The following is a 24,632-nucleotide window of genomic DNA, read 5'->3' as shown; positions in this document are numbered from 1 at the left end:
AGCGTTTAATTGTTTAATTGTTTTCGTTTTTATGATTAAACAGTTAAACAATTACATGTTTTAAATAGCGTCTTGTTTATCAAAAGATACCCAGTTTTGAATGCTTAGCATAATTCTGTCTAATAAAAAACCAATAATACCAATAGCAAACATGGCTACAATTATTTTAGCATTAGAATCGTTTGCACCATTCTGAAATTCTTCCCATACAAATAATCCTAAACCAGGACTTTGTGCTAAAAGCTCTATGGCAATTAAAACCATCCACGCTACAGATAACGTTATTTTTAAACCTGTAAAAATCAACGGTAAAGAAGATGGTAATACTACTTTAAATATCTTTTGAAATGTTCCTAATTTTAATACTTTGGCAACATTAATGTAATCTTTGTCTACAGAAGAAACACCCATAGCAGTATTTACTAAAGTTGCCCACATAGAACATAAACCAACACTAATAAAAGAAATGGTAAAAGAACTATCATTTGTAGAACCAATTAATATGGTTTTTACAATCATAAAAACTAGTAAATACCATACAACAGGAGATACTGGTTTAAAGATTTGAATAAACCAATTGAAAGAACTTTTTAATGTAGGACTTAGTCCTATAAAAATACCCAATGGAACAGCAATTAGTAAAGCCAATAAAAAACCAGCAAAAACAGTTTGTAAACTTCTAAAAATTTGATCTACAAAAGAAGGTCTTCCTGTATATACAATGGCATCTTTACCGGCTGCAATTCTCTTTTCATTTAAAGCCGCTGTTTTTTCTATAAAGGCAGCTTTATCTGCACTAATAATGTTATGATCTCTTAATAAAGATTGAAAAGATTCCCAAACTTGAGCAGGAGATGGCAATGTGTTGGGTTGGCAGCTAGACTCTCCAGAAGCAATACAAGCAGTTAAAGCATCTGCAGCTACTTGCCCTTGATCTTTTAGTGCTTTAGCTATTTTAAAGTCTGCCTCTCTATTGTATAAAGATTTTGCACCCAAATGCCATAAACCAATAAATAAAAGTATGGAAGCAAGCGGTACTATAGACTTGCGTAAGAAATCTTTAAAATCTTCTTTTTCTAATTTCCCGGTAAATAAATCTTTTAAAGTTGTAAAAATTCCCAATCCTAAAAAATTAGATACTTTTCCTAGTGTTAAACTTGCTTTCATAATTTTAAATCTAATGTATATGTAAATTACTTTTTATCTTTGTTTCCTATTTTAAAACTGTTGATGTAACCAATTGGATCTTTAGCGTCATAAGTAGTTCCATCAATAAAATCTGCCGTAGCTGGTTTGTAACCATCTGTTGTTGGTACGTCTGAGGCAGGAATATTACCTTCTTCAACTAATAATGCTGCTGCTTTTTTCCAGATATCTGGTCTATAAATATCTTTTATTGTTGATGCATACCAACCTGCAGGTTTTGCGTCAGGAATTTGTCCCCATCTTCTCATTTGAGTTAAAAACCAAATACCATCAGAATAAAAAGGGTAAGTTGCATTGTACTTATAGAATACGTTAAAGTCTTCCATTTCTCTTTTATCTCCTTTTTCAAATTCAAACGTTCCAGTCATAGAATTTGCTAAAACTTCTACTGGTGCACCAACGTATTGAGACATCGATAAAATTTCTACAGCTTCTTTTCTGTTTTCTGGCTTATCTAACCATTTACCAGCTCTAATTAATGCTTTAGTTACTGCAATTGCTGTATTTGGGTTTTCTTTTACAAACTTCTCTGTCATTACAAATACTTTCTCTGGGTTGTTTTTCCAAATATCATAATTGGTAACTACTGGTACACCAATTCCTTTAAATACTGCTTGCTGATTCCAAGGTTCTCCTACACAATATCCAAAAATAGTACCTGCTTCTAACGTTGCTGGCATTTGTGGTGGAGGTGTAACAGATAGTAAAACTTCTGCATCAATTTGTCCTTGTACATTTTCTTTGGTATACATACCTGGGTGAATTCCAGCTGCAGCTAACCAATATCTAATTTCGTAATTGTGAGTAGATACAGGAAAAACCATTCCCATTTTAAATGCTTTACCAGCGTTTTTGTATTCAGTAATTACTGGTTTTAAAGCATCTGCTTTAATTGGGTGTACAGGTTTTCCACTACCATCTTTTGGCACATTTGGCTTCATTTTAGACCAAACATCGTTAGAAACTGTTATTCCATTTCCATTTAAATCCATAGAAAAGGCAGTTATTAATTTTGCTTGTCTACCAAATCCTGCACCAGCAGCAATTGGCTGTCCAGCCAACATGTGAGAACCGTCTAATTGACCATCAATAACTCTATCTAAAACGTTTTTCCAGTTAGATTGTGCTTCTACAGAAACAAACAAGCCTTCATCTTCGAAAAAACCTTTTTCTTTAGCAATAGCCAAAGGAGCCATGTCTGTTAATTTGATGAAACCAAAAGTTAATTGTGGTTTTTCAATATCTAATTGTTTTGTTTTTGAGGTTGCTACTGTTGCTGTAGTAGTTTCTTTTTTGGTTGTTTTACCACCACAAGCAAATAGCAATGCTGCAGCTGATAAAACTAATGTCGATTTTTTAAATAGAGATTTCATTTCTTGTTAAGTTTTTGATCTACGTATTAATACTTATTTTACGGCAAATATATATCGGTATTTAAGAATGAAATATGTAAAACGTATTATTTTTATAGTTTTTTAATCAGTTAATTATCTGTTTTATAGCAGGTTTTTTAGTTAATACCCTTGTTTTAAACAAAATAAAAGTACTTAGAAATCCTAAGTACTTTTATTTATTAGGGGAATTATTATTACGTAATTAACTAGCTAGGTAGTAATTATGTTCAGCAATTTCTTTTTTTAAGGCATTAATGTTTTGAATAGCTATTCTTTTACCAGTTGTGGTAATGTATCCTTCTTTTTTTAGATTAGAAAAGGTTCTTGTAACCTGTTCATCTGTGGTTCCTGCAAAATCTGCAATTTCCTTTCTGCTAAGTATTAGGTTTAAATAACCTTTTTTGTTTGCACCAAATTTTCTATTAATATATAAGAGACTATCTATTACTTTTTCACGAACAGTCATTTGTGCTAATGTTTTTACTTTTTCTTCAGATTTACTTAGTTCTTCAGCATAAAAAAGCATAAAATCATAAGTCAACTCGGGTATTTGAATCAGCATTTCCTTTAAGGTTTTATCAGAAAAGTTGCAAAGTGTAGTATCTTCTAAAGCTAGCGCACCAATAAAGTATTTTTGTCTTACACCAAAACCTCTATGTCCAATAACTTCTCCGTCTGTTACAAAACGTAAAATTTGTTCTTTACCATAAATACCTGTTTTTATTACTTTTGCTTTTCCGCTTTGAATAAAAAACAAACCGTTAGTTGGGGCGCCTTCCATAACAAATTGTTGTCCTTTTTTACAGGAAAATGTATTTTTTTCAGAAATAAATTTTTCGAAGTCTTTCGTTTTAATGTGCTTGTAAATTAAACAATTTGTGTTTTTACAAGAAGTACACGGTATGTTGTTAATTGGCATAAGTCTATAGTTTTACTAAACATTAAAATGACTAATAATTTTCTAAAACGCGTTGAATTTCTTCTTCTAAAAATGTATTGTGCTCTGCAACTACATCACCAATAACAATAATTCCTGGTGATTTGTAGTCTATTTTTGGTAATGCGTTTTTATAATTCTCTAATGTTTCAATACAAATAGTTTCATTTTGTAATGTTCCATTTTGAATGATAGCAAAAGGAGTATTTATGGGTCTGTATTTCAGCACTTCATTTAATATAGTTGTAAAATTACGCAATCCCATCAAAATAACTAAAGTAGCAGAAGATTTTGCTCCGTGCATAATATCTTTAGAAATTTCTCCATTAGAGGTTGTGCCTGTAATTACCCAAAAACTCTCGTTTACACCTCTTTTAGTAAGCGGTATTCCTTGGTTTGTTGGCACTGCTAATGCGCTGCTAATTCCTGGTATAATTTCAACTTCTATACCGCAGTTTTCTAAATAATCTACTTCTTCTGAACCTCTACCAAATACAAATGGGTCACCACCTTTTAAGCGTACTACATTATTTTTTGTAAAGGCATATTCTGCCAATAACGTATTAATTTCAGTTTGAGAAAAACGGTGATTATTAAATCTTTTACCTACATATATAAGATTGGTATCTGGTTTTGCGTTTTTTAAGAGTTCCTTATTTACAAGCGCGTCATAAAAAATAACATCAGCAGTTTTAATCGCATTTAAACCTTTTACGGTTATTAAGTCTACAGCTCCTGGTCCTGCACCAACTAATGTCACTTTATAATTTTTTTTATCATTTTTCATAGGTATTGCTATTTACAGATAATAATAATTAGGTTTTTGACAAAAATACTTAGTTTTGAGTAAATAATCTAGGTTTTATGCTTTTAATTTACGTATTAATACGTATTTTTGTGGCAATATTATAATTAAGTATACTTATATGGAAAAAATAATAGTTATTGGTAACGGAATGGTAGGGTATAAATTTTGTGAAAAATTTGTAGCGCAAGAAGCAAGTAAAAACTTTTCGATTACTGTTTTTGGAGAAGAACCAAGACCAGCTTATGATAGAGTTCATTTAAGTGAGTACTTTGAAAATAAAGATGCAAAAGCCTTAGAAATGGCACCACGTTCTTGGTATGAAGAAAATAAAGTGGATTTAATTACCAATGCTAGAGTTACAGATATCAGTAGAAAATCTAAAACCATAACTACAGCAGATGATACGACGTATAATTATGATTATATTGTTTTAGCCACAGGTTCTTCTGCATTTGTACCGCCTATAAAAGGTATAGAGAAAGAAGGCGTTTTTGTTTACAGAACTATAGAAGATTTAGATGCTACTATGAATTACGTAGCAAAATTAAAAGCAGAAGGAACACAAAAAAAAGCAGCAATTTTAGGTGGTGGGCTTTTGGGTTTAGAAGCGGCAAAGGCTTTGGTAGATATGGGTTTAAAAACTTCTGTTGTAGAATTTGCGCCAAGATTAATGCCTAGACAATTAAATACAGATGCTAGTAAATCGCTTCAAACAAAATTAGAGGCATTGGGTATAGAAATTCTTTTAAGTAAAGCTACCCAACAAATTACAGGAGAAGAAAAAATAACAGGAATGCAGTTTTCTGAAGAGGAAACTACTCCTTTTGATATGCTTTTGGTTTCTGCAGGTATTAGACCTCGAGATGAATTGGCTAAAACTTGTAATTTAGAAGTAGGCACAAGAGGTGGTATATTGGTTACTAATGATATGCGAACTTCAGATCCAAATATATTTGCTATTGGCGAGTGTGCATTATTAAATAGTATGATTTATGGTTTGGTAGCTCCTGGATATGATATGGCAGAAGTTGCAGTAGCTCAAATTTTAGAAGATAAAGAAGCAGTAATGCCATCAGCAATAGATATGTCTACCAAATTAAAGTTGAGTGGTATAGATGTTGCTAGTTTTGGAGATGCTTTAAATGAAAATAATGGTGTTGAAATTGTATACGAAAATGGTTACGAAGGCATCTACAAAAGTATTAATGTAGACAAAGAAGGAAAATCGCTTTTAGGAGGAATTATGGTTGGTGATGCTTCTGATTATAGCATGTTACACCAAATTTTCTTAAACGGAATGAAAATTCCAGAAAATCCGGCAGAATTAATTTTGCCAGCAACAGATGGCGCTGCATCTTTAGGAGATGTAACAGATTTACCAGATGAAGCACAAGTGTGCTCTTGTGAAAGTGTTACAAAAGGGCAAATTTGTAGCGCTATAGAAAACGGAGAAGCAACAGATGTAGCTGGTGTTGTAAGCATTACAAAAGCAGGTACAGGTTGTGGTGGTTGTAAACCAATGGTTGCAGATTTAACCAATGCAACTTTAAAATCTTTAGGAATTACTGTTAAAGACACTGTTTGCGAACATTTTGATTATAACAGACAAGATTTATATAAAATTATTCAAGTAAAAGGATATACAAACTTTAATCAAGTATTAGATAATCATGGAAATGGTGGTCATGGATGCGAATTGTGTAAACCTTTAATTGCCTCTTTAATGGCAACTATTAATGCAGATACTGCAAACAAAGAATACGCAATTCAAGATTCTAATGATCGTTTTTTAGCAAATATTCAAAGAAACGGAACGTATTCTGTAGTGCCTAGAGTTCCTGGTGGAGAAATTACACCAGACAAACTAATTGTTTTAGGAGAAGTTGCTAAAAAATACGATTTATACACTAAAATTACTGGTGGTGTGCGTATAGATTTATTTGGGGCAACCTTAAATCAACTGCCACATATTTGGCGAGAATTGGTAGACGCCGGTTTTGAGAGTGGTCATGCTTACGGAAAATCATTACGTACAGTAAAAACCTGTGTAGGTTCTACTTGGTGCAGATATGGTATGGATGAAGCCGTTAGTTTTGGTATCGAATTAGAAAACAGATACAGAGGTATACGTGCACCGCACAAAATTAAAGGAGGCGTTTCTGGCTGTATTAGAGAATGTGCAGAAGCACGTGGTAAAGATTTTGGTTTAATTGCTGTAGAAGGTGGTTGGAATTTATATGTTGGTGGAAACGGTGGTGCAACACCACGTCATGCAGAATTGCTAGCAGAACAAATAGATAATGAAACCGTAATCAAATATTTAGACAGGTATTTAATGTTTTACATGCGTACAGCAAAACCATTGCAAAGAACAGCAGCATGGCAAGAGCGTCTAGAAGGTGGTTTAGACTATTTAAAAGAAGTAATTTTACAAGATTCTTTAGGTATTGCAGCAGATTTAGAAGAGGAAATGCAAACTTTAGTAAATAAGTTTGAGTGTGAATGGACGCAAGCCATAAATGATCCTGAAGTAATGAAACGTTTCAATCATTTTGTAAATAGCGAAGAAAACGATGATAATTTAGTTTTTGTGCCTTTAAGAGATCAAAAAATGCCAGAACCTTGGTCATAAAATATTTTTTTGGGCGTTTTAACAGGCTTTACGCACTCGCTTTTTTTCTGAAAAAGAAAAAAGAGCTCAAACAAATGCTTCAATCCTTAACGCAAAATGCAAGTCTATTAATTCATTGATGTTTTTTATAAGATTTGTTCGTATTAAAAAAATAAACCAGAAGTAAAAAATTAGTTTTCAAAACACAAAAAGTTGCTTTTAATTTAAACAAATTAAGAGAAAACTTTAAAATTACAAATTATGCAAGACATATTACAACAATACAAAACCACAAAAGTAGAAGAAGTAACAGTTTGGTTTAAAGCAGCAGCTGTAAAAGATTTCCCTAAAGATGGCGGTGCTTGTATAAAATATAAAAACAAACAAATAGCGGTTTTTAACTTTACTAGAGAAAATAAATGGTACGCTTGTCAAAACCTTTGCCCGCATAAATTAGAAATGGTGTTAAGTAGAGGAATGATTGGTGATGATAAAGGCACTCCTAAAGTAGCTTGCCCATTGCACAAAAAAACATTTTCTCTAGAAAATGGCGAAAATTTAAACGGCGATTTAGATGCAATAGCAACTTATCCTGTAAAAATTGAAGATAATAGTGTGTATGTTGGATTTTCTGAATAGATTTGAATTTCTAATTAATACAAAAAACACTTGAAAAATAAATTTAACCAAGCACTAGAATTATTTGACCAAGCCAACGCTAAAGATCCTAACAAAGAAGTTTGGCAAGAAAAAGAATACCCAAAAGAATTACTTTATGGTATTAGAATGAGCGAAACTTTAGAAGAATTTGAACCTAATGCCTCAGAAGCAGTACAATTAGCAGTACGTTGCCAGCACATTTGCAGGTGGGAAATTCCTAGAGATTCTTATGAAATGAATAGAGTTGGTTATTTAAAATGGAGAAAGTACCTCTATAAATTTCATGCAGAAAAAGCAGCAGAAATACTAGAAAAAGTAGGTTATGATACGAGTGTTACAGAAAACGTAAAATTTTTATTGCAGAAAAAGCAATTGAAAAAAAACACAGAAACCCAATTATTAGAAGACGTAATTTGTTTGGTGTTTCTAAAACATTACTTTAAAAAGTTTTCCAAAAAATACACCGAAGAAAAATTAATAGATATTCTACAAAAAACTTGGGGTAAAATGTCTAAAAACGGACAAGAAGCAGCATTAAAAATTCGTTTTTCAGAAGAAGAAACACAATTAATTTCTAAAGCTTTGGCATAGTTTTTAACTGCAACTATGAAAAAAACTGATAAAAATACCGGTTTAGATGCCAAAATATTTAAAAAGTTAAGGCGTTTGTATCTGTTTGCTTTTTTAGCAGTGGCATTTTCTATTATTATAGCTCAGTTTTTAATTCAAGATCATATTAGCACTCAAATTAATGATTCTAGAGTTATTAATATTGCTGGGCGTCAAAGAATGTTAAGTCAAAAGTTAACCAAAGAAGCACTTCAACTTAAAAACAGCACAAACCCCAATCAACAAAAAGCCCTTTTAAAAACCTTATCAAACACCCATAAACTTTGGGTAAATTCTCATAAAAGTTTACAAAAAGGTAACAAAGATTTAGAGTTGCCAAAAGAAATGAATAAGGTAATCTTAAAAATGTTTAAAGATTTAGATGTTCATTTTTTACCTATGCATAAAGCCGTAGAAAGTTTATTGCTAAATGCAGGTAATTCAAATGCAGCCTTAAATAATAATTTTGATGATAATTTAACTATTATTCTTGCCAATGAAAGTTCATTTTTATCAAAGATGAACGCTATTGTATTTAAATATGATGAAATTAGTAAAACTAAAGTAGAAAAGCTAAAATTTTTAGAAGGGGCGTTATTAATAATATCCTTATTAATTTTAGCTACAGAAATTCTATTTTTATTCAGGCCAATTTCTTTAAAGATAAGAGATACTATAAAACAACTTTCATTATCTAAAGAAGAAGAGCAAGAAAAGGCATTGGAGCTGCAAAAAATGTACAATCAAAAAGAAGCATCTTTACAAGAATTGCAAGAGTTAAATTATGCTATAGACAACGCAGTTTTATTTGTAAGTACCAATACAAAAGGTGATGCTTTGTATATGAGTGAAAAGTTTCAGAATTTACTAAATCTGTCTTCAAATACAGTGCAAGGATCTGTAGAAGAATTGCTTACAGTAGATCAAGGGCAACAAATTTATCTTAAAAATTTAATAAGAAATCGTAAAAATATTTGGGAAGGAGAAGTAGAGGTTACTACAAATACAGGAAATAACCTTTGGTTAGAAATGTCTATAATTCCTATTAAGAGTGTTGGTGTAGAGAAAAAAATATTAATACTCTGTTCTAATATTTCAAGAAGAAAATTAAATGAAGCTACTTTAAATGAAGTTTCTAATCAGAAATACAACCAAGAAATAGAAGCACAAAAAATACTTTCTAGTAAAATTATAGATGCACAAGAAGAGGAAAGAAAAAGAGTAGCAAAAGATATTCATGACGGAATTGGGCAAATGTTAACTGCCTTAAAATTTACGGTAGAATCTATAAATACAGAAAGTTTAGCAAATTCAACAAATAAAATAAACAATTTAAAGCAACTAACAAAACAAATTATACAAGGTGTTAGAATGGCAACCTTTAATTTAACACCACCAGAATTAACAGATTATGGAGTTGCACCCGCGTTACAAAAATTAACGATGCAGTTAAATAAATTAACGGGTAAAAATATTTTGTTTGACAATAAAACCAATTTCGCCCAACGTTTAGATTCTTTGGTAGAAACCAATTTGTATAGAATTACGCAAGAAGCTGTAAATAATGCTATTAAATACGCAGAATCTAATTATATTTTAATTGTAATTAATCATACAAAAAGTATGTTAAGTATTACCATAGAAGATGATGGTATAGGTTTTAATAAGGAAGAATTAAAATCATCAGAAACAGATAAAGGTATGGGGCTTTTATTTATGAAAGAACGCATTAGTTACATAAATGGGCGTTTGTTTATGAATTCAGAAAAAGACAAAGGAACCCGCGTTGTCATTAACCTATCACTCTAAATAGGTTTTGTTTTTTTTGAATTTTTATTTTAAAAAAATACTTTTTTGGTATTTAAAATTAGATTTCTCCTTATAATTCATGTAATTATCTCTTTATTTTCAAAATCATTGTTATTTTTACATCAGAATATATAATTTATGATATCAGAAGCACAATTTCAAAACGAATTAGATTTAATTATAAAAAACGCCATTAGAGAAGATGTTGGCGATGGAGATCATACTTCACTTTCTTGTATTCCTGCAAGTGCAGCTGGTAAAGCAAAATTACTAGTTAAAGATGAAGGTATTATTGCAGGAGTAGCATTTGCAAAACAAGTTTTTAATTATGTTGATGCTAATTTAAAGGTTGAAACTTTTATAAATGACGGAGAAAAAGTAAAATTTGGCGATGTTGTTTTTCATGTTTCAGGTAAATCACAATCTATTTTAATGGCAGAGCGTTTGGTATTAAATGCAATGCAAAGAATGAGTGCTATTGCTACAAAAACTGCTTTTTTTGTAAATTTATTAAAAGGTACATCAACTAAAATTTTAGACACTAGAAAAACCACACCTGGCATAAGGGCTTTAGAAAAATGGGCTGTAAAAATTGGTGGTGGCGTAAACCATAGATTTGCTTTGTATGATATGGTAATGATTAAAGATAATCACATAGATTTTGCTGGAGGAATTACCCAAGCAATTACAAAAACTAAAAATTATTTAGCTGAAAAAAATATTGATATTAAAATTATTGTAGAAGCTAGAAGTTTAGCAGAAATCAAAGAAATTTTATCGGTTCCTGGTGTGTACAGAATTTTAATAGACAATTTTAATTTTGAAGATACCAAAAAAGCCGTAGCTTTAATTGGTGATACTTGTTTAACAGAATCTTCTGGCGGAATTAACGAAAAAACCATTAGAAATTATGCAGAATGTGGTGTAGATTTTATTTCTTCGGGAGCTTTAACACACTCTGTTTATAATTTAGACTTAAGTTTAAAAGCGTTTTAAGCTTTTATTCCTGCAAAGGCAGGAATTTTAGTATTAAAAATAAAAAGAAATGCTTGCCTAAGCAGGAATAACAAACATGGATAATTATTTTGAAAGTGAATCTTATGTAAAACTAGATTTTACAAAAACCAAAATCAATAAAGGTGAATATGACAATTGTACGTTTACAAATTGTAATTTTGAAGCAATTCACGCTTCTAACATTCAATTTATAGAATGCGAATTTATAGATTGTAACTTTAGCAATACAATAGTAAAAAATACGGCTTTTAGAGATACAAATTTTATAAATTGTAAAATGATTGGCGTAAAATTTAATGAGGTAGATACTTTTTTATTACAGTTTCGTTTTAAAGACTGTCAGTTAAGTTTTTCTTCATTCTATCAATTAAAAATACCTAGTACACACTTTATAAATTGCAATTTACAAGAAGTAGATTTTACAGAAACCAATGTATCAAACAGTGTTTTTAATAATTCAGATTTTAAAAACGCTATTTTTGAGAATACAAATTTAGAAAAGGTAGATTTTAGAACAAGCTTTAATTTTAATATCAATCCTTCAGAAAATAAACTAAAAGGCGCTAAATTTAGCAGAAATACAATAGATGGCTTGTTGCTAGATTACAAAATTAGTATTGAATAATTTTATAAGCTTAGATATAATCAAATCGAAATAATAAAATCTCTAAAAGATAAAAGAGACAACTCCAAAAAATGAGTAAAGATATAGAAGACAAACTGGCAAAAATTCCAATTATTGGGAGGCTTGTTAAATTCGGGAAGCAAATAAAAGTTCCGGGTTTATTAGGGATGTCTTTGTATGATATTTTAGAACTCTATTTTATTGGAATTGTTAGAGGTGCTTTAACGTCAAGAGCTGGTGGTATTGCATTCAGTTTTTTCATGGCGGTTTTTCCGTTTTTACTATTTATTTTAACGCTTATTCCATACATTCCTATAGAAGGTTTTCAAGAGGGTTTGTTTTCTTTTATAAAAGATATTTTACCACCACAAACGTTTGAAGCCGTAAATGTGGTTATAGGAGATATTGTAAACAACCAATATGGTGGTTTGCTTTCTTTTGGTTTTTTATTGTCTATTTTTTTAATGACAAACGGTGTAAATGCAATTTTTGGCGGATTTGAATATTCCTATCATGTTACTGAGTTTAGAAGCGTTTTTAAATCGTATTTCGTAGCTTTAGGAGTATCTTTATTAACTTCTCTTTTTTTAATAGTTACCATTATTTTAGTAATAATTTATCAGGTAGCTTTGGCAAAAATTGATGAAATAGGTTGGCTAGACACTACAGATTTAAATTTATTTTATTACGGTAGAAGTTTGCTTTTTTTATTGATGATTTTTACAATTGTCTCTTTACTGTTTAGATATGGAACAAAGCAAGTAAAAGAAATTCGGTTTTTTTCTGCTGGGGCAATATTAACAACATTCTTATCATTATGTACGTTTTATTTGTTTGGTATTTATGTGCTTAAATTTGCACAATACAACCAATTATATGGTTCTATTGGTACACTTTTAATTTTAATGTTGTTTGTTTGGTTAAATGCTATGATTTTATTGTTGGGTTTTGAGTTAAACGCATCTATTTATAGTTTAAGACAACGAAATAAAAGGGTGGTAACTAACAAAAAAGTATAACTTTTTCACGATATTTGCCGACTCAATTCACAATTACAAATTTTAAAGTACGAATTCATAGGTTTTTACTATAATTCGTAACGTTTAATTTTCAATTCATAATTAAAAAATGAAACCAAGTATCCCAAAAGGAACCAGAGATTTTTCGCCAACAGAAGTAGCAAATCGTACTTATATTATAAATACGATTCAAACCGCTTTTGAAACTTACGGATTTCAACCTATAGAAACACCAAGTTTTGAGAATTCATCAACTTTAATGGGCAAATATGGTGAAGAAGGAGATCGTTTGATTTTTAAAATTTTAAATTCTGGCGATTTTTTAAAGAAAGCAGATGACCAGCTTTTATCAGAAAAAAACAGTTTAAAAGTAACCACTCAAATTTCAGAAAAAGCATTACGATATGATTTAACAGTGCCTTTTGCGCGTTATGTTGTACAACACCAAAACGATATTACTTTTCCATTTAAAAGATATCAAATTCAGCCTGTTTGGAGAGCAGATAGGCCACAAAAAGGACGTTTTAGAGAGTTTTTTCAATGTGATGCAGATGTTGTTGGAAGCAAATCTTTATGGCAAGAAGTAGAATTTATTCAGTTGTATGATACTGTTTTTACCAATTTAGGTTTAGAGGGTACAACCATAAAAATGAATAACAGAAAAATACTTTCTGGTATTGCAGAAGTAATTGGTGCACAAGATAAATTAATAGATTTTACAGTAGCTTTAGATAAGTTAGATAAAATTGGTCAAGAAAAGGTTGAGGCAGAAATGCTTTCTAAAGGAATTACTGAGGAAGCCATACAAAAAGTACAACCTTTGTTTACTTTTAACGGAACAAGTTTAGAAAATCTAGATGCTTTGGCTAACATGTTAGCAACATCAGTAGAAGGTACAAAAGGAGTAGAGGAGTTGCGTTTTGTAATTAATGCCGTAAATGAATTGGGTTTAGAAACCGCAAATTTAGAAGTTGATGTAACTTTGGCAAGAGGCCTAAATTATTATACAGGCGCAATTTTTGAAGTTGCTGCGCCACAAGGTGTAAAAATGGGTTCTATTGGTGGAGGAGGAAGGTATGACGATTTAACAGGAATTTTTGGCTTAAAAGATATTTCTGGAGTTGGTATTTCTTTTGGGTTGGATAGAATTTACCTCGTTTTAGAAGAATTAGGTTTATTTAAGTCTGTAGATTTGCCAAAACCAAAGGTAATTTTCTTAAATTTTGATGCAAGTACAGATGTACTTAAAATGAAAGCGATAAAAAGCTTGAGAAAGAATAATATCAAATCAGAATTTTATCCTGACTTAGGCGAAAGCAATAAAGCGCAAAAAAGACAGTGGAAATATGTTACAAACAGAGCAATTGAGTTTGTGGTTTCTAAAGTTGAAGGAGAATTATTTACATTAAAAAACATGAATTCTAGCGAGCAAGTATCTTGTTCATTATCTGAATTAATAGATAAATTAAAGTAGTTTGCTAAACTGTTAATTTATTAACCAGTGTAAATTGAACTGTTAGAAGTAAAATTTTTCTATACATACTTTAGACACAAACTTTCTAAAAAGAGCAGGAATAAAAGCAAAAAAAGTTTTTAAAAATAGATGCATAATTATAATTGATAAAAAACTAAACGAAATAGTTTGTAAACTTGTAAATTTGCACTTTAATAAACGTTTGAAATATTAGAATCGAACAAAGAATGAATGACGAAAGAATAGACGAAATAGGTGAAAATCATATAGCAACATCAGCAAAAAACCCTTTAAGGGAAGACGCTTTTGCCATTTCTGACCAAGAAAAAATAGCCAAAATAGAAAATAGCGTAAAAGACATTCTACATACTTTAGGAATGGATTTAAACGACGATAGTATACAAGGAACACCAAAAAGAGTTGCAAAAGCTTTTGTAAATGAGATGTTTATGGGCTTAAATCCCGTAAACAAACCCAAAGCATCTACTTTTGAAAATAACTACAATTATGGTGAAATGTTGGTAGAAAAAAACATTGTTGTGTACTCTACTTGCGAGCACCATTTATTACCAATTATTGGCAGAGCACATGTGGCTTATATTTCTAATGGTAAAGTAATTGGCTTGTCTAAAATGAATAGAATTGTAGAATATTTTGCAAAAAGACCACAGGTTCAAGAGCGTTTAACGATGCAAATTGTGCAAGAAATGCAAAATGCTTTAGGTACAGAAGATGTAGCTTGTGTTATAGATGCCAAACATTTATGTGTGAATTCTAGAGGAATTAAAGATATTGAAAGTTCTACAGTAACTTCAGAATTTGGAGGTAAATTTAAAGAAAAGGAAACTAAAAAAGAGTTTTTACAGTATTTACAAATGGATACCCAATTCTAGCTTTTAATTGCTGTACAAACAAGAGTATTTCAAAAAAAAATCCGTTAAGAATTAATTCTTAACGGATTTTTTTTTGTTTTCTAATTATCCAATCTTCGCTATTTTTCTGTGGGATTTCTTTTGTCTTATAAACTATAATATTGTGATTTTAGGTTGAATGAATTCATAAAAAAAAGTCTGTTTAGTATTTTCTAAACAGACTTTAATTTTATTAAAAAAATAGTGCCAATTATTTTTGAACAACTACCCATTCTCCTTTTTCTATTAAAGGAATGGCTTGTTTAAATTTCACTTCTTTTTCATCGCCACTCATTACGTTTTTAATAGTAACACGCTCGTTTCTACCAATTTTTGGTTGTTCTCTAACAACTGTTTCTACAGGTTCTGCAGACTGTTGTCTTGAGTTAGAAATAGCTTGTTCAGTTGTGTTTTGTACATCTGCTTTACTAGTACTTAAACTTTCTCTTTTTTGCTGACGTGCTTCAGAAATCTGATTTGATTGTTGTGGTAATTCACCTTTAAATAAGAAAGATAATACTTCTTTATTAATATCATCTACAGTAGTTTTAAACAATTCAAAAGCTTCAAACTTATAAATTAAAAGTGGGTCTTTTTGTTCGTAAGAAGCATTTTGTACAGACTGTTTTAACTCGTCCATTTTACGTAAATGCTCTTTCCAATTTTCATCTATAATGGCAAGTGTAATATTTTTTTCAAAATCTGTTACTAAACTTTTTCCTTCACTTTCGTAAGCTTCTTTTAAATTGGTAACAACTTGTAAAGATTTAATTCCGTCTGTAAAAGGCACAACAATACGTTCATATCTATCACCTTCATTTTCATAAACATCTTTTATAACAGGGAAAGCTAAAACACTATTTCTTTCAATTTTATTTTTATAATGTTCGTTAACAATATCATATAGTTTATCTGTTAATTCTTTTTCAGATAATTTTGTAAATTCATCTTCAGAGAAAGGAGATGTCATAGAGGAGAATTTAATCAACTCAAACTCAAAATTTTGAAAATCTTTTACAGCTTTATTACTATTGATAATTGATTCACAAGTATCATAAATCATATTTGCAATATCTACTTGCAAACGTTTACCATCTAAAGCATTTCTTCTTCTTTTGTAAACAAATTCACGTTGTGAGTTCATAATATCATCATACTCTAACAAACGCTTTCTAATACCAAAGTTGTTTTCTTCTACTTTCTTTTGCGCTCTTTCTATAGATTTGGTAATCATAGAATGTTGAATAACTTCACCTTCTTTTAATCCCATTCTATCCATCATTTTTGCAATTCTGTCAGAACCAAATAAACGCATTAAATTATCATCTAAAGCAACATAGAATTGAGAAGAACCAACATCTCCTTGTCTTCCTGCACGTCCTCTTAACTGTCTATCAACCCTTCTAGAATCATGACGTTCTGTACCTATAATTGCTAAACCACCAGCTTCTTTTACTGCTGCAGAAAGTTTAATATCTGTACCACGACCAGCCATGTTTGTTGCAATAGTTACCACACCAGGATTACCAGCTTCAGCAACAACATCTGCCTCACGTTTGTGTAATTTTGCATTTAAAATATTATGTGGAATTTTACGCATTTGTAACATTCTACCTAATAATTCAGATATTTCTACAGAAGTTGTACCTACCAGAACTGGTCTTTTTTCTGCAACTAATTTTACAATATCTTCAATTACTGCGTTGTATTTTTCTCGAGCCGTTTTATAAACTAAATCTTGTTTATCATCTCTTTGAATTGGTTTGTTGGTAGGAATTTCTACAACATCTAGTTTGTAAATTTCCCATAACTCGCCAGCTTCTGTAATAGCTGTTCCTGTCATACCAGACAGTTTACGATACATTCTAAAGTAATTTTGTAAAGTTACCGTTGCAAAAGTTTGAGTTGCATCTTCAATTTTACAATTTTCTTTGGCTTCTATGGCTTGGTGCAATCCGTCTGAATAACGACGACCATCCATAATACGACCTGTTTGCTCATCAACAATCATAACTTTGTTGTCCATAACAACATATTCCACATCTTTTTCAAAAACTGTATAAGCTTTTAAAAGTTGATTCATGGTATGAATACGCTCACTTTTTATGCTAAAATCTTTGTATAATTCTTCTTTTTCAGCCGCTTTTTCTTCTGCAGTTTTATCAGATGCATCAATTTGACCAATTTTTACACCAATATCTGGTAAAACAAAGAAAGAATCGTTGTTTGTTTTTTCTGATAAATGTGCAATTCCTTTATCTGTTAAATCAATTTGATTATTTTTTTCTTCTACAACAAACCATAAATCTTCATCTACTTCTGGCATTAATTTGTTGTTATCTTGCATGTAATAGTTTTCTGTTTTCTGCAAGATTTGTTTGATACCTTCTTGAGATAAAAACTTAATTAATGCTTTGTTTTTTGGTAAACCTCTATAAACTCTTAAAAGTAAAAAACCACCATCTTTATCATTACCATCTGCAATTAATTTTTTAGCTTCTGCCAAAACACCAACTAATTTTTGTTTTTGCAAGCTAACAATATCTGCAACTAACGGTTTTAGTTCTGTAAACTCATGTCTATCTCCTTGTGGTATTGGACCAGAGATAATTAAAGGTGTTCTTGCATCATCAATTAAAACAGAATCTACTTCATCTATAATGGCATAATTGGGTGCTCTTTGTACCAAATCGTCTTTGGAACTTGCCATATTATCACGTAAGTAATCAAAACCAAATTCGTTATTGGTACCATACGTAATGTCTGCATTATAGGCTTTTCTTCTAGCATCTGAATTTGGTTGATGATAATCGATACAATCTGTTGTAAAACCATGAAATTCAAACATTGGAGCCATCCACGCTTTATCTCGTTTTGCTAAGTAATCATTTACAGTAACCAAATGCACACCATTACCTGTTAAAGCATTTAGGTAAACGGGTAAGGTAGAAACTAAGGTTTTTCCTTCACCTGTCATCATTTCTGCAATTTTACCTTGGTGTAAAACAGAACCACCAATTAACTGCACATCATAATGTATCATGTCCCAAGTAATTGGTTTACCTGCAGCATCCCAAGAATTTGCCCAATAGGCTTTATCGCCTTCTAAGACTACGTTTTCTCTTTCTGCAGATAATTCTCTATCAAAAGGAGTTGCTGTTACTTCAATTTCTGCATTTTCTACAAAACGTTTTGCGGTTTCTTTAACTACGGCAAAAGCGGCTGGCATTATTTCTTCTAAAACATTTTCAGAAACGGTATAGGCTTCATCTTTTAAAGCGTCTATTTCTGTATAAATATCTTCTTGCCTATCTATATCTGCAGATTTTGCTTCTTCTTCTAAAACGGTAATTTTATCTGTAAATGTTTTAGTAGCTTCTTTAATTTGCGCTTTAAATTCTAATGTTTTAGCTCTTAATTGGTCATGTGAAAGCTTAGAAAATTCATTTTCAAATTTTCTAACATTATCTACAATAGGTTGTAAAGTCTTTAAATCTTTTTCTTGTTTGTCTCCAACAAAAAGTTTTATAACGGCGTTTAAAATATTCATTTTTATATTTTTTTTAAAAGCAAATTAGGTTGCTTATTATTTGGTTGTTTATCAGGTTTTTAGAAAACGAAATACGATTGTTTTTATTTGACAAATTTAAAACAAAAAAAAAGCCTCTTTAGAGACTTTTTATATTTTTTACTGATTTAATATTCATCTTCGTTCCAAAGATAATCATCCTCTGTGGGATAATCTGGCCAAATCTCTATAATAGAATCGTATGCATCACCTTCATCTTCTATATCCTGTAAGTTTTCTACAACTTCTAAAGGAGCTCCAGTTCTAATAGCATAATCTATTAATTCGTCTTTGGTTGCTGGCCAAGGTGCATCTGCTAAATAAGATGCTAATTCTAATGTCCAATACATTTCTTATTGTTTAATTTTGTGCAAAAATAATTTTTTTGCGGAATTATGCAAGTCTTTTTTAAGAAATTTATTGTGAAGCACTTCTTAAATAAGTTAAATTATTGTTGTTAAGTTGTTTAATTTTGTTTTTTACTTAAAAACACTTCAAATCGATAAAAAAAGAACTTTTTATTGTTTTGATGGAATCCATTTGATTTCATCTACTTCTAAATCTAAAGACAATTTTCGTGCCAGCACAAAAAGATAGTCAGAAAGTCGGTTTAAGTATTTTAAAATAGCCTCATTAAGTCGTTCTTCATCATTTAAAACAACCGTTAATCTTTCTGCGCGTCTGCAAACGCATCTTGCTACGTGACAGAATGACACGGCTTGATGACCACCAGGAAGAATAAAATGAGTCATTTGTGGTAAATCATTATCCATTTTATCAATTTCAGTTTCTAAAAATGCAATAGAATCTTCATTTATTTTAGGAATATTTAAACGTTCTTTTCCAGATTTTAAAGTTTCTTTTTCTGGTGGAGTTGCTAACATTGCTCCCAAAGTAAATAATTCGTTTTGTATTTTTAAAAGTGCCGTTTTTATATTTACAGAAATTTCTTGGTCTTTAATTAAACCAATGTAAGAATTTAATTCGTCTACTGTGCCATAGGCTTCTATACGATTATTGTATTTTTTTACGCGTGTGCCACCAAATAATGCAGTAGTTCCAGAATCGCCAGTTTTTGTATATATTTTCATTTTTGTAGTTTCAACGTTTTAAAGTTTCAAAATTATAAGCTTTTGAAAAGCTAAGAATTTTAAGTCCCAAAGTTACAAAGTAATCGTTACTGATATTTATAAGTTAACACCTTTTAACAGTTGATTCTTTTTTGAAAAGCAATAAAAAGAAATGGCAGTTTAAACTCTAATCTTAAAATGTTCTTTGGCTTGTTCTTTTCTAAAGAAAACTAGTCCAAAATAAAAAACATCTACAGTAACAGTTACGCTTTTGTGTTTTTTAATGATTTCCCAAGCTGCTAACATTTCTTTGTTCCAGTAAATATCATCAAAAATAAAAAAAGAGTTGTTATGTATGGAATTTAAACAAGTTTCAAAATAATTTAAGGTCGCTTTTTTTGTGTGATTTCCATCAAAATAAAAACAATCGAACTTGTTGTTTTTTATTGAAGGTAAAAGTGTTTCTTTAAAATCTCCATTAATAATTTTAATATGAGTGAAATTATTTTTTAAAAACATTTCTTCGGCTATTTTTGCGGTTTCAGGGCAACCTTCTAATGTTGTAATTGCAGCATTTTCTGCGCCTAATTTTAAAGCTGCAGTACCTAAACCTAGAGAAGTACCCATTTCTAAAATAGTATTGGGTTTAAAATATTTTGTTATTTTTAGTAGTAAGTTTGCTTTTTTGTTAGAGATACCTGCAATTTTAGCAATTTTACTAATTTTTCTATCTTCGTCTTTAAATATTCTAGAACCAGCACCAAAATCAGTTACTTTTATCGAATTTTCATTTTTAAGAAGTGTTTGTTTTATAGTTTTGTGTTTCAACCATTTTATTTGGTCTTTTTTAGCATAGAAACAATTGGTTACTAGGTTGTAAACAAAAGGAGAATGCACTCCATGTTGGTTGGAAGCTTTTAGTAAAAAAAAGAAATATTTTATAGGTTGAAATAACATTTTAAAAAATAAAAACGAAAGTAAAATAAAATTATAGCTTTACACTTATAAAAAGTATATTTGTAACTATTCTTACTAAAAATTTATAATGAAAAAATATTTACTATTACTCGTTTTAGGAGTAGTTTATAGCTCTTGTGTTTCTAATAAAGAACTAACTTATTTACAAGGAAAGCCCACAACTAATTCAGAAATAAAGAGAATAAATAATGTGCCCTATAAACTTCAGGTAGATGATATTTTAAACATAAATATCACTTCTAAAAACCCAGAAATTGTAGCAGCTTTTCAAAAAAATAACGCGGGTGGTAACAACAATGCAAATATAAATGGAGCAGGTGGTGGCCAAGGAAGTAATGTAGGATATTTTTCTGATTACAGTGTAGATAATTATGGGAATATTAGGGTACCAACATTGGGTAATATTAATGTTTTAGGATATACAACGCTAGAAGTAAGAAAAAAGATAGAGACTAAATTAAGGGAAGAATATATAAATAATGATAACAGTTTGTTTGTTTCTGTTAAATTATCTGGAATTCGATATACAATTATAGGAGAAATTAATCAGCCAGGAACTAATATAATTTTTCAAAATAGAGTTTCTATAATAGATGCTATTGCAAATTCTGGTGATATTTCTGATGTAGGAAATAGAGAGGAAGTAGAAATATTAAGAACAACAAACAAAGGAACAGAAAAGTTTACCTTAGATTTAACTAAAGTAGCTGTTTTAAATAAAGCTGTTTTTTACATAAAACCTAATGATATTATAAACATAAAACCTTTAAAAGAAAAATCTTGGGGAACTGGTACAACAGGCTTACAAAGTTTATCTACCGTTATTTCTATATTTACTTTAGTAACATCAACCATTATTTTAGCAAGAAATTTATAATCGCATGAATAATAAAACAAAAATATCTAATGCTAGCCCTGTTGGTAATATAGATATAAAAGACTATATCTATAAAGTTTTGGCGTATTGGAAACTTTTTTTAGTGGCCATTATTATAGCACTTGTTGTTGCAAAATTTATGAATGGTTACTTACAGAAAAAGTATACTTTAGATACTATTATTTCTGTGAAAGAAGAAAATAATCCTTTATTTTCTACAGGAACAAATATTGCTTTTAATTGGGGAGGTGCAAGTGATGAGTTAGAGACAGTTAAGGTGATTTTAAAATCGAGATCACACAATGAAATAGTTGTTAAAAGACTTAATTTTTTTATAGAATATTTACAAGAAGGTAAATTTAGATTAGAAGACAAATATGGCTACACTCCTTTTGTAATTAAATTAAACACTAATAAATCTCAAATTTTAAATAAGTTAATACAGATAGAATTTGTTGGAGAAGATACATTTAAACTTTCTTTTGATTTTAACGAATTTGGTAATAATTCTGTTATTCATTATGATACAAACACTATAGATTCTAGACCATCTTCGCAAAAGTCTTTTTCTAAGACTTATAAAGTAGGCGAAACAATTAGCACACCTTTTTTAAACTTTAAGCTTCAGCAAATTAAACCTTTTACAATTGGAGAAAAATATTATATAAAATTTGCAAGTTTTGATGGCACTGTATCTGGCAACAGAGGTGTAGGCGTAAGCAGCATCACAAACGCAGCTTCTATGTTAAAACTGCAATTGCAGGGTAGAAACAAAAAAAGAATAGAAGCTTATTTAAATGCGACTGTAAAGGTTTTAGATTCTGTAAAACAAATTCAAAAAATAGAATATGCCGTTAGAACGCAAGCGTACATAGATACTTTATTTAAAGCAGAGGCTGTAAATTTAAAAAAGTTAGAAAAAGATTTAGGAAATTACAGGGAAACCAATAATATTTTCGATTTATCTTCTCAAGGGACAGAAATTTTTGGAGAAACAATTATTTTAGAAAAAGAAAAATTACAATTACAAAACTATAATGATTATTTAACCAATTTAAATAGTTATTTAAAAAGTAATACAACTTTTAATAAAGATAATTTAGTACCAGCAACCTTACAAATAGAAGATCCCAAAATTACTAATTTAATTAATGAGTTGGTATTAAAATCTAGTAAAAGAGAGGTGTTAAGAGATCTAGTGAAAGACAATCATCCAGACATTATACAAATGTCTAGAGAGATTAAAATTGTAAAAAATAATCTTCTAGAAAACATCAACTCTTTATTAAGACTAAATGCAGGTAGACTAAGAAAATTAAATGCTAGTTTAAAAAAGTATTTAACTGAAAAGAAAAAATTACCAAAACAAGAACAAGGTTTACTAACTTTTCAAAGAGATTATGAAATTTCTGAGGCAAACTATAATTATTTAAAACAAAAAAAGTATGAGGCAGGTACTGCAATTGCAGCTAATGTTTCTGATGTTAAAATAATTGATACAGCTAAAGATTTAGGACAGGGTCCAAATTACCCTAATCCAAATTTTAATTATTTAGTAGCGTTAATGTTGGGCGTTATTTTTCCTTTGTTTTATATTATTATCAGAGAATTATTAGATAATAAAGTACATATGGCAGAAGAAATACAAAACAATTATGCCATACCAGTTTTGGGTGTTGTAGGTAAAAATACAGGAAACAATAATTTAGCCGTATTTGAAAGACCAAAATCTTCTGTAGCAGAATCTTTTAGAGCCTTAAGATCTAACATTCAATTTTTATATAAAAATACATCTCATAAAGACGATTCTAAAACCTTAATATTAACATCTTCTGTAAGTGGAGAGGGTAAAACAATGATTTCTATTAACATGGCTACTGTTTTTGCTTTAAGTGGAAAAAAAACAGTTTTGTTAGGTTTAGATTTAAGAAAACCAAAAATATATGATGATTTTGATTTACCTAATGACGTTGGAGTTGTAAATTATTTAATAAAGCAAAAAACTTTAGATGAAGTTATTACACCTACAAAAATTCCTAATTTAGATTTAATACTTTCTGGACCTATACCTCCTAATCCGTCTGAGTTGTTGTTAAGTGATGCAGCAGATAAAATGATAGCAGAGCTTAAACAAAAATATGATTATGTTATTATAGATACACCTCCAGTTGGTTTAGTATCAGATGCATTAGAATTGTTTAAATATTCTGATGCAGTTATTTATGTTATCAGACAAAATTATACAGAAAAAGGTATGATGAAGATGATTGATGATAAGTACAGCAACAAAGAAGTAACCAACATTAGTTATGTATTAAATGATTTTTCTATAAAAAGTAAATACGGTTATGGCTACGGTTATGGTTATGGCTACGGCTATGGTTATGGCTATGGAAGATATGGTTATGGCTATCATGAAAATGAAGAAAAACAAAGTTTTTTTCAAAAAATAATTGGTTTTTTTAAAACTAAATAAGTTTGCTGTCCTTAAAACAAAGAATTTTAAAGAGATTATTAGATATTTTTTTATCTTTAATTGGAATAATGTTATGCATTATTCCAATTTTTGTTTTGTTTATTATTTCAACAATTGTGCATAAGGAATTTGGTTTTTTTGTGCAGAAAAGAGTTGGTAAAAAAGGAAAGTTGTTTTTAATTTTTAAAATAAAAAGCTTAAAATCTGGTAAAACAATATTGCCATTTGGTAAATTTATTCGAAAAAATAAATTAGACGAATTGCCACAACTTTTAAATGTGTTTTTGGGCAGTATGAGCATTGTTGGGCCTAGGCCAGATATAAAAGGGTATGCAGATGTTTTAGATGGCGCAAATAAAATAATTTTAAACGTAAAACCAGGCTTAACCTCTTTAGCAACTTTAAAGTTTGCAAATGAGGAAGAATTATTGGCAAAACAAACAGATGCAAAACAGTTTAATGATTTTGTTTTATGGCCAGAAAAAGTGAAATTAAATACAGCTTATGTAAATAATTATTCTTTTAAGAATGATATTGTAATTATAATCAAAACAATTTTAACAGTTTTACATTTAAAATAAAT

The 24,632-nt window shown here is 29.9% G+C and carries 20 protein-coding genes; 12 read left to right on the top strand and 8 right to left on the bottom strand.

What is annotated here, in order from left to right; translation table 11 throughout:
• Positions 1–60: 60 nt before the first annotated feature.
• The 4 genes from Q0762_RS07075 to cobA all read right to left on the bottom strand — a co-directional run bounded on the left by Q0762_RS07075 (position 61) and on the right by cobA (position 4,324).
• A complete protein-coding gene (locus Q0762_RS07075) occupies positions 61–1,167 on the bottom strand; it encodes an ABC transporter permease (RefSeq protein ID WP_298765275.1) in 1,107 nt (368 codons plus the stop codon).
• A 26-nt stretch (positions 1,168–1,193) separates the two neighbouring features.
• Positions 1,194–2,579: a CmpA/NrtA family ABC transporter substrate-binding protein gene (locus tag Q0762_RS07070; protein WP_298765272.1), complete on the bottom strand. Its 1,386-nt coding sequence runs from the start codon at positions 2,577–2,579 to the stop codon at positions 1,194–1,196.
• A 223-nt stretch (positions 2,580–2,802) separates the two neighbouring features.
• Complete coding sequence (locus tag Q0762_RS07065; protein WP_298765269.1) at positions 2,803–3,519, bottom strand: Crp/Fnr family transcriptional regulator; 717 nt, start codon at positions 3,517–3,519, stop codon at positions 2,803–2,805.
• Positions 3,520–3,550: 31 nt separating this feature from the next.
• On the bottom strand, positions 3,551–4,324 hold the full coding sequence (gene cobA, locus Q0762_RS07060) for a uroporphyrinogen-III C-methyltransferase (protein WP_298765267.1): 774 nt from the start codon (positions 4,322–4,324) through the stop codon (positions 3,551–3,553).
• Between the two features lie 139 nt (positions 4,325–4,463).
• Here cobA and nirB point away from each other — a divergent pair, with 139 nt between their 5' ends.
• The 9 genes from nirB to folE all read left to right on the top strand — a co-directional run bounded on the left by nirB (position 4,464) and on the right by folE (position 15,062).
• Positions 4,464–6,977 carry a nitrite reductase large subunit NirB gene (gene nirB, locus Q0762_RS07055; protein ID WP_298765265.1) on the top strand — a complete coding sequence of 838 codons (2,514 nt, stop codon included), beginning with the start codon at positions 4,464–4,466 and terminating at the stop codon, positions 6,975–6,977.
• A gap of 240 nt (positions 6,978–7,217) precedes the next feature.
• On the top strand, positions 7,218–7,595 hold the full coding sequence (gene nirD / locus Q0762_RS07050) for a nitrite reductase small subunit NirD (RefSeq protein WP_298765263.1): 378 nt from the start codon (positions 7,218–7,220) through the stop codon (positions 7,593–7,595).
• Between the two features lie 30 nt (positions 7,596–7,625).
• A complete protein-coding gene (locus Q0762_RS07045; protein WP_298765261.1) occupies positions 7,626–8,207 on the top strand; it encodes a DUF4202 domain-containing protein in 582 nt (193 codons plus the stop codon).
• A 15-nt stretch (positions 8,208–8,222) separates the two neighbouring features.
• Positions 8,223–10,034, top strand: a complete 1,812-nt coding sequence (locus Q0762_RS07040) for an ATP-binding protein (RefSeq protein WP_298765259.1) — start codon at positions 8,223–8,225, stop codon at positions 10,032–10,034.
• Positions 10,035–10,172: 138 nt separating this feature from the next.
• Positions 10,173–11,030 (top strand): carboxylating nicotinate-nucleotide diphosphorylase, encoded by an 858-nt coding sequence (gene nadC / locus Q0762_RS07035; protein WP_298765256.1) that lies wholly within the window; start codon positions 10,173–10,175, stop codon positions 11,028–11,030.
• A 76-nt stretch (positions 11,031–11,106) separates the two neighbouring features.
• The gene (locus Q0762_RS07030; protein WP_298765254.1) at positions 11,107–11,676 is read left to right on the top strand and encodes a pentapeptide repeat-containing protein; all 570 of its coding nucleotides are present in this window, start codon (positions 11,107–11,109) and stop codon (positions 11,674–11,676) included.
• A gap of 71 nt (positions 11,677–11,747) precedes the next feature.
• The gene (locus Q0762_RS07025; protein WP_298765251.1) at positions 11,748–12,695 is read left to right on the top strand and encodes a YihY/virulence factor BrkB family protein; all 948 of its coding nucleotides are present in this window, start codon (positions 11,748–11,750) and stop codon (positions 12,693–12,695) included.
• Positions 12,696–12,804: 109 nt separating this feature from the next.
• Positions 12,805–14,169 (top strand): histidine--tRNA ligase, encoded by a 1,365-nt coding sequence (gene hisS / locus Q0762_RS07020; RefSeq protein ID WP_298765248.1) that lies wholly within the window; start codon positions 12,805–12,807, stop codon positions 14,167–14,169.
• Positions 14,170–14,396: 227 nt separating this feature from the next.
• Complete coding sequence (gene folE / locus Q0762_RS07015; RefSeq protein WP_298765246.1) at positions 14,397–15,062, top strand: GTP cyclohydrolase I FolE; 666 nt, start codon at positions 14,397–14,399, stop codon at positions 15,060–15,062.
• 229 nt (positions 15,063–15,291) lie between these two features.
• On the opposite strand, the gene secA is transcribed toward folE, so the two are convergent.
• From secA to Q0762_RS06995, 4 genes are all read right to left on the bottom strand, one after another.
• The gene (gene secA, locus Q0762_RS07010) at positions 15,292–18,630 is read right to left on the bottom strand and encodes a preprotein translocase subunit SecA (RefSeq protein WP_298765244.1); all 3,339 of its coding nucleotides are present in this window, start codon (positions 18,628–18,630) and stop codon (positions 15,292–15,294) included.
• A gap of 146 nt (positions 18,631–18,776) precedes the next feature.
• Positions 18,777–18,998, bottom strand: a complete 222-nt coding sequence (locus Q0762_RS07005; RefSeq protein ID WP_015479930.1) for a DUF2795 domain-containing protein — start codon at positions 18,996–18,998, stop codon at positions 18,777–18,779.
• Positions 18,999–19,166: 168 nt separating this feature from the next.
• Positions 19,167–19,739 carry a cob(I)yrinic acid a,c-diamide adenosyltransferase gene (locus Q0762_RS07000; RefSeq protein ID WP_298765229.1) on the bottom strand — a complete coding sequence of 191 codons (573 nt, stop codon included), beginning with the start codon at positions 19,737–19,739 and terminating at the stop codon, positions 19,167–19,169.
• A 159-nt stretch (positions 19,740–19,898) separates the two neighbouring features.
• Positions 19,899–20,675 carry a class I SAM-dependent methyltransferase gene (locus Q0762_RS06995; protein WP_298765227.1) on the bottom strand — a complete coding sequence of 259 codons (777 nt, stop codon included), beginning with the start codon at positions 20,673–20,675 and terminating at the stop codon, positions 19,899–19,901.
• Between the two features lie 88 nt (positions 20,676–20,763).
• Here Q0762_RS06995 and Q0762_RS06990 point away from each other — a divergent pair, with 88 nt between their 5' ends.
• Genes Q0762_RS06990 through Q0762_RS06980 form a run of 3 tightly spaced genes read left to right on the top strand, consistent with a single transcriptional unit; the run spans position 20,764 to position 24,630 of the window.
• Complete coding sequence (locus Q0762_RS06990) at positions 20,764–21,573, top strand: polysaccharide biosynthesis/export family protein (protein WP_298765226.1); 810 nt, start codon at positions 20,764–20,766, stop codon at positions 21,571–21,573.
• A gap of 4 nt (positions 21,574–21,577) precedes the next feature.
• Positions 21,578–24,049 (top strand): polysaccharide biosynthesis tyrosine autokinase, encoded by a 2,472-nt coding sequence (locus Q0762_RS06985; protein WP_298765225.1) that lies wholly within the window; start codon positions 21,578–21,580, stop codon positions 24,047–24,049.
• 2 nt (positions 24,050–24,051) lie between these two features.
• Positions 24,052–24,630, top strand: a complete 579-nt coding sequence (locus Q0762_RS06980) for a sugar transferase (protein WP_298765224.1) — start codon at positions 24,052–24,054, stop codon at positions 24,628–24,630.
• The last annotated feature ends 2 nt before the right edge of the window (positions 24,631–24,632 follow it).

The organism is uncultured Polaribacter sp. (assembly GCF_947495205.1).
GTDB lineage: Bacteria > Bacteroidota > Bacteroidia > Flavobacteriales > Flavobacteriaceae > Polaribacter.
This window is presented reverse-complemented; position numbering and strand designations above follow the sequence as displayed.

Excerpts from the sequence above, each read along its gene's own strand:
- hisS (WP_298765248.1), top strand. The coding sequence starts at position 12,805 with ATGAAACCAAGTATCCCAAAAGGAACCAGAGATTTTTCGCCAACAGAA.
- Q0762_RS07005 (WP_015479930.1), bottom strand. The coding sequence starts at position 18,998 with ATGTATTGGACATTAGAATTAGCATCTTATTTAGCAGATGCACCTTGG.
- Q0762_RS07000 (WP_298765229.1), bottom strand. The coding sequence starts at position 19,739 with ATGAAAATATATACAAAAACTGGCGATTCTGGAACTACTGCATTATTT.
- cobA (WP_298765267.1), bottom strand. The coding sequence starts at position 4,324 with ATGAAAAATGATAAAAAAAATTATAAAGTGACATTAGTTGGTGCAGGA.
- Q0762_RS06990 (WP_298765226.1), top strand. The coding sequence starts at position 20,764 with ATGAAAAAATATTTACTATTACTCGTTTTAGGAGTAGTTTATAGCTCT.
- Q0762_RS07030 (WP_298765254.1), top strand. The coding sequence starts at position 11,107 with ATGGATAATTATTTTGAAAGTGAATCTTATGTAAAACTAGATTTTACA.
- nadC (WP_298765256.1), top strand. The coding sequence starts at position 10,173 with ATGATATCAGAAGCACAATTTCAAAACGAATTAGATTTAATTATAAAA.
- Q0762_RS07025 (WP_298765251.1), top strand. The coding sequence starts at position 11,748 with ATGAGTAAAGATATAGAAGACAAACTGGCAAAAATTCCAATTATTGGG.
- folE (WP_298765246.1), top strand. The coding sequence starts at position 14,397 with ATGAATGACGAAAGAATAGACGAAATAGGTGAAAATCATATAGCAACA.
- Q0762_RS07040 (WP_298765259.1), top strand. The coding sequence starts at position 8,223 with ATGAAAAAAACTGATAAAAATACCGGTTTAGATGCCAAAATATTTAAA.
- Q0762_RS06985 (WP_298765225.1), top strand. The coding sequence starts at position 21,578 with ATGAATAATAAAACAAAAATATCTAATGCTAGCCCTGTTGGTAATATA.
- nirD (WP_298765263.1), top strand. The coding sequence starts at position 7,218 with ATGCAAGACATATTACAACAATACAAAACCACAAAAGTAGAAGAAGTA.
- Q0762_RS07070 (WP_298765272.1), bottom strand. The coding sequence starts at position 2,579 with ATGAAATCTCTATTTAAAAAATCGACATTAGTTTTATCAGCTGCAGCA.
- secA (WP_298765244.1), bottom strand. The coding sequence starts at position 18,630 with ATGAATATTTTAAACGCCGTTATAAAACTTTTTGTTGGAGACAAACAA.
- Q0762_RS07065 (WP_298765269.1), bottom strand. The coding sequence starts at position 3,519 with ATGCCAATTAACAACATACCGTGTACTTCTTGTAAAAACACAAATTGT.
- nirB (WP_298765265.1), top strand. The coding sequence starts at position 4,464 with ATGGAAAAAATAATAGTTATTGGTAACGGAATGGTAGGGTATAAATTT.
- Q0762_RS07075 (WP_298765275.1), bottom strand. The coding sequence starts at position 1,167 with ATGAAAGCAAGTTTAACACTAGGAAAAGTATCTAATTTTTTAGGATTG.
- Q0762_RS06995 (WP_298765227.1), bottom strand. The coding sequence starts at position 20,675 with ATGTTATTTCAACCTATAAAATATTTCTTTTTTTTACTAAAAGCTTCC.